Raw genomic sequence first — 4,703 nt, 5'->3', positions numbered from 1 at the left:
CGCCCGGCCCGGCGATCACCGCGGATCAATTACGTGCGGTACCACAACAGGTCTCCGTGCAAGGCAAGGTACTGGTGGCAACGGCTGCCGTATGGATTGACCGGATGCCCTCAACCTCGCCAACAGACCTTCGGGTTCTCGCCTCCATCGCTATTGTCGCCGCAGATGGAACCGCAGTTCCGAGTGGACTTCAGATAGATCGCATCTCCGTAGCACGTGTTGAAGAAGTTTGGGCTTCGACGTCCGTAGACCTACGTCGTGATGCCAACACCATTGAAGGTGTCATTCGCCAGGGACCACTGTGGAATAACGGTAATACCGTAGACATCGTTGCTGACTTCACCGACAGCGCAGGTCAGCACTACCAGCTCCGTGCGACGACCACAACCGTCACCACGGTGTATTAGATAACTGTAAACTGTGATTTCTGAGGTGTTTCATGTACCCGAAACACCTCAGAATATGGCACTTCGTGCGCCTGGCAAGCTTCGCCTACACGATGCCCATTTCTGCTGAAGCTACGCTCCCGTCGGCCCTTCGGGATCAAGCATCGTCTCCTCTTGGATTCTACGCATCACATCGAGTGCTCTCAGTGGTTGGTGTGCTCTCAGTGGTTGGCATGTTCGCGGCGGAACCACCATGGTATTTCCCTCGTTCTCCTCTCGCGCCACGGCAGTCGCCTCGTCGGGATCTAGTACACAACCACTCTCAGGATCAACGATATCGTGCGTTCCGGGCACCGCGTAGTCGGGTTCCGCAATGGCTGCCATCTCGGACGCATCTAGGGCAATGGCTTCTCCGGCATCGGCGGCGGTTGCCTGTGTGTAGTGCGCCCCGACGGTATGCGAAACGGCTGCCGCCCCATTCTCAAGCGGAGTTCCCACACCAGAATCGAGTGGCTTTGTGTTCATATTTTTGTTCTATTCGTAAGGGGAGCATCGGGTTCCCTTTGTTTCAAGCCTCGCGCCTGGAAAAGAGAAACCAAGCGCCTGAAGAGAGCATACGGACGTTATGAGAATCGCTGTAGGGCAATACAGCGTTGAGGCTTGACAGCAGAGAAACTCCCGCATTTATGCGTGGGGAGTTGTCACCTGCATTTCAACCTGGATGCGATTGAGTTCAATGTCCCCATGACAACGTGTAGACTCGGGCAGTGGCCGTCCTTTGGTTTCTTCCTCGTCGCACAGTCATTCCGTTTTGTCTCCCCCCGTTCCAATCAACAGAAGAAATATTTCAGGTAGGCAATAAATTCAAGGGAACTTTGGTATTGATGCCTACTCTTAGGCAGAGAATAAAGTTTCTCTACAACAGTGAATAAGGAACGTTCATCTGATATTTACAATCTCTTGTGAGTATTAGATGGAACAAAGAAAAGGTATTGAAAATGATCGTAAAATCAATTTCGCTCTCTCGCTTCGTTACTGGAATATTTGCAGTGACATGTCTATCTTCAGTGAGTGCAGTAAATGCACAAGTGACTTTTGGCACTTTACCAATTGGTAGTACACAGAATTTTGCAGGACTGACCGTGACAGGGTTCCTTCCTGCCGGTTTCACGCAGGTTGGTACCTCGCAGACAGCGTCCTATGCGGGAACCAATGCAGGGAACACAATCTCAGGGAATTTAATCTCCTCTGTCTTTGGCAATGGCACAGATTTAGTCTTTGCCTATCAAGTACAGACTGGGGTGAGCAATGCTCAGGTTGCAAGCTTCTCTGTTGCCGGTTTCACCACCCGCCCCCTACAATACGGCGCAACGAATACGGATATTGATGCAGCAGGAGCATTAGTCAATACCACTGGGGGAGTTGCTCCCCAGACCGTTGTGCGCTCTGGTGTAGGCGATTTCGGTGACAGTGTCGATTTTGGAACCACTTCATCGCTTCCGGCTGGAATCAATGGGACGATCTTCCTGTTGCGCACACCTGGTATCGCTTCGGACATTGTCAATACAGGCGGTGCAGCGGTACTCGGTGGGGGCGTCAGCGCCAACACAAGCGCAGCGGTTCTGACGATCATGCAAGTGACCGCCGCACCGGAGCCGGGGACACTGGCGCTGGCCGGGCTGGGACTCGTCGGGCTAATCATACGCCGCCGAAAGAAATAGTCTGCTCGCAATGTCGTGGACAATATCGCAGTCGCCTACTAACGCCTGACCTTGCCCAGACGTAAGAGAGAATCACCATGAATAAAATCGCCATTATCTACCACTCCACCTACGGCCACACCAAACGACAAGCAGAGGCTGTCTACCACGGTGCGCAGCGTGTGCCCAGCATCCAGGCGCAGCTCTACACTGTTGAGGAAGCAGCCGAGCGCCTCGATGAGCTAGACACCGCCGATGCCATTATCTTTGGCTGTCCTACCTACATGGGCAGTATGTCCGCGGGCATGAAAACTTTTATCGAGGTCGCTGCCAAGAAGTGGTTCACGCTTGCGTGGAGAAACAAGATTGCGGGAGCCTTCACCAACTCGTCGTCGTTTTCCGGTGATAAGCTCAACACGCTTCTGGGCCTGACGATCAATGCGATGCAGCATGGGATGATCTTTGTCGGGCTGGGGATGATGCCCGCGCCCAATAAGCCGGAGGAAATGAACGAGATCACCGGGCCTGGCCCCGACGCACACAACCGTGTGGGTTCCTACATTGGGCCGATGGCCGCGAGCTTTCAGGTAGCCGCCTCCGACGCTCCCTCACAGGGCGATCTGGAGACAGCCGAGATCTATGGTCAGCGCGTGGCGGAGATTACGCTCCAGTTTGCGCGAGGCAAAAACGACAAGCTGATTGCGGAGTGATACAAGGAAACCGTCATGATGCCACAAATTGTTAGCCGAGAGATTCGGCTCCTCTCTCGCCCCACCGGGCTTCCGACCGCCGATAACTTCTCTCTGGATCAGACCGAGCTAGGACCGCTCAAAGAGCATGAGATACTCGTTCGTAATCGCTTCATGTCGGTGGATCCCTACATGCGCGGGCGTATGAACGAGGGCGAGTCCTATGTATCTGCGTTTGAGCTGGGCAAGCCCCTGAGCGGTGGTGCAGTGGGAGCGGTAATTGAGTCTCGCGACCCGAAATTTCTGCTGGGAGATGTCGTGACATCGGGCTTTGGCTGGCGAGAGTACTTCATCGCGTCCGCAAAAGACCTGCACCAGGTCAGCCACGAGTTTCAGCCCCTCTCGATCCATCTTGGCCTGCTCGGCATGACCGGGCTCACGGCGTGGGCGGGCCTGAACTTAGTGGAGGTCAAGTCAGGTGATACTGTCTATATCTCAGGCGCGGCGGGAGCTGTGGGCAATGTGGCGGGGCAGCTCGCAAAAATTCGCGGGTGCCGGGTCATCGGCTCAGCGGGATCCGACGAGAAAGTCGCGTTTCTGTGCGACGAGTGCGGCTTCGATGCTGCGTTCAACTACCATGACGGCTCCGTGCTGGGGCTGCTCACCCAAGCAGCCCCCGAGGGAATAGATGTCTACTTTGACAATGTCGGGGGGGAGACATTGGAAGCGGCACTTTCCGCACTGCGAATCGGGGGGCGGATCATCTCCTGTGGCGGGATCTCAGGCTACAACGCCGAAAATCCACGCCCTGGCCCATCTAATCTCTTTAACATCACCACCAAGCGTCTGACGATGAAAGGGCTTATTGTGAGCGACTGGCTAGCGCGCCAAGTGACATTTGAGGACGAAGTGGGCAGCTATCTTCGCGTGGGCAAGCTGAAGAACAAAGAGACGGTCGTGCACGGAATTGACAAAGCGGTGGGTGCATTTATCGGGATCTTTCAGGGAGAGAATATAGGGAAGATGGTTGTGGAGCTAACCCCATGACCCCTCCTGGTGCCGTTCCTCCAGCCCCTCATCCCGCTCTGCCACTGCTCGGCTGGCTGACTCTGTGCTTTTCAGCTTCCCTCGGTGCGGTGTTTGTCTCCAGCGACCGCTGGTACGCAGGGCTGGTGAAACCGTCTTGGAATCCGCCCGCCTGGGTCTTTGGCCCCATCTGGACGCTGCTCTATATGCTTATGGCTGTATCCGCATGGCTTATCTGGCACAAAGGGGGCTGGAAAACCCAGTGGCGGGCGCTGAGCTGGTTTCTTGTGCAGCTGCTGCTCAACGCGTTCTGGACACCTCTCTTTTTTGGGAGGCACTTACTGGGGCTCGCCTTCGCCGAGATACTCGTGCTCTGGTTGGCGCTCGCCGTGACACTGGGGCTATTCTGGCGCATCCGAAAAGTCGCAGCCGTCTTGCTGATCCCCTACCTCATCTGGGTGAGTATCGCCGCGACCCTCAACTTGGCGATCTGGAGGCTAAACCCATGAGCACGGTTGTTTTTTATGACACAAAACCCTACGACCGCGAGTACTTTGAGAATGCCACTGGTGTGGAAAAGCTCCGCTTCACGTTCCATGAGTTCCGCCTCACCACCGAGACCGCTGCCAGCACCAACGGAGCGGAGGCAGTCTGTGTGTTCGTCAACGATCTCTTAGACGCACCGTGTTTGAAGCAGCTCTACGAAAGAGGCGTACGGCTCGTGGCGCTTCGCAGCACGGGCTTTAATAACGTGGATCTCGGGGCGGCAAAGGCGCTGGGCATGGCCGTGACACGGGTGCCCGCCTACTCGCCCTATGCCGTCGCGGAGCACACCGTCGCGCTCTTGCTGGCACTCAACCGAAAAATTCACCGCGCCTACAACCGCGTTCGTGAGCATAACT

At 55.7% G+C, this 4,703-nt stretch carries 6 protein-coding genes and 1 pseudogene; 6 read left to right on the top strand and 1 reads right to left on the bottom strand.

The window, feature by feature from the left end; all coding sequences use genetic code 11:
* The first annotated feature begins 56 nt into the window (after window positions 1–56).
* Window positions 57–407 carry a hypothetical protein gene (locus ACH2EH_RS10875; RefSeq protein WP_395141572.1) on the top strand — a complete coding sequence of 117 codons (351 nt, stop codon included), beginning with the start codon at window positions 57–59 and terminating at the stop codon, window positions 405–407.
* 111 nt (window positions 408–518) lie between these two features.
* On the opposite strand, the gene ACH2EH_RS10870 is transcribed toward ACH2EH_RS10875, so the two are convergent.
* The gene (locus tag ACH2EH_RS10870; protein ID WP_395141570.1) at window positions 519–911 is read right to left on the bottom strand and encodes a hypothetical protein; all 393 of its coding nucleotides are present in this window, start codon (window positions 909–911) and stop codon (window positions 519–521) included.
* A gap of 563 nt (window positions 912–1,474) precedes the next feature.
* Between ACH2EH_RS10870 and ACH2EH_RS10865 the strand changes: the two genes are divergently transcribed.
* The 5 genes and pseudogenes from ACH2EH_RS10865 to ACH2EH_RS10845 form a co-directional block, all read left to right on the top strand.
* Window positions 1,475–2,107: a PEP-CTERM sorting domain-containing protein gene (locus ACH2EH_RS10865; protein ID WP_395141568.1), complete on the top strand. Its 633-nt coding sequence runs from the start codon at window positions 1,475–1,477 to the stop codon at window positions 2,105–2,107.
* A gap of 77 nt (window positions 2,108–2,184) precedes the next feature.
* Window positions 2,185–2,796: an NAD(P)H-dependent oxidoreductase gene (locus ACH2EH_RS10860; RefSeq protein ID WP_395141566.1), complete on the top strand. Its 612-nt coding sequence runs from the start codon at window positions 2,185–2,187 to the stop codon at window positions 2,794–2,796.
* An 18-nt stretch (window positions 2,797–2,814) separates the two neighbouring features.
* Window positions 2,815–3,822, top strand: coding sequence for an NADP-dependent oxidoreductase (locus ACH2EH_RS10855; RefSeq protein WP_395141574.1), 1,008 nt, complete (start codon window positions 2,815–2,817; stop codon window positions 3,820–3,822).
* Window positions 3,819–4,310, top strand: a complete 492-nt coding sequence (locus ACH2EH_RS10850; protein WP_395141564.1) for a TspO/MBR family protein — start codon at window positions 3,819–3,821, stop codon at window positions 4,308–4,310. The genes ACH2EH_RS10855 and ACH2EH_RS10850 overlap by 4 nt, the downstream gene beginning before the upstream one ends.
* Window positions 4,307–4,703: pseudogene (locus ACH2EH_RS10845) on the top strand (2-hydroxyacid dehydrogenase); the annotation flags it as partial. The gene ACH2EH_RS10850 and the pseudogene ACH2EH_RS10845, both read left to right, overlap by 4 nt.

Origin of the sequence: Armatimonas sp., from assembly GCF_043760365.1 — a bacterium.
Taxonomy (GTDB): Bacteria; Armatimonadota; Armatimonadia; order Armatimonadales; family Armatimonadaceae; genus Armatimonas.
The sequence above is the reverse complement of the archived record's forward strand: the minus strand, read 5'-3'. Positions and strand labels throughout refer to the sequence as shown.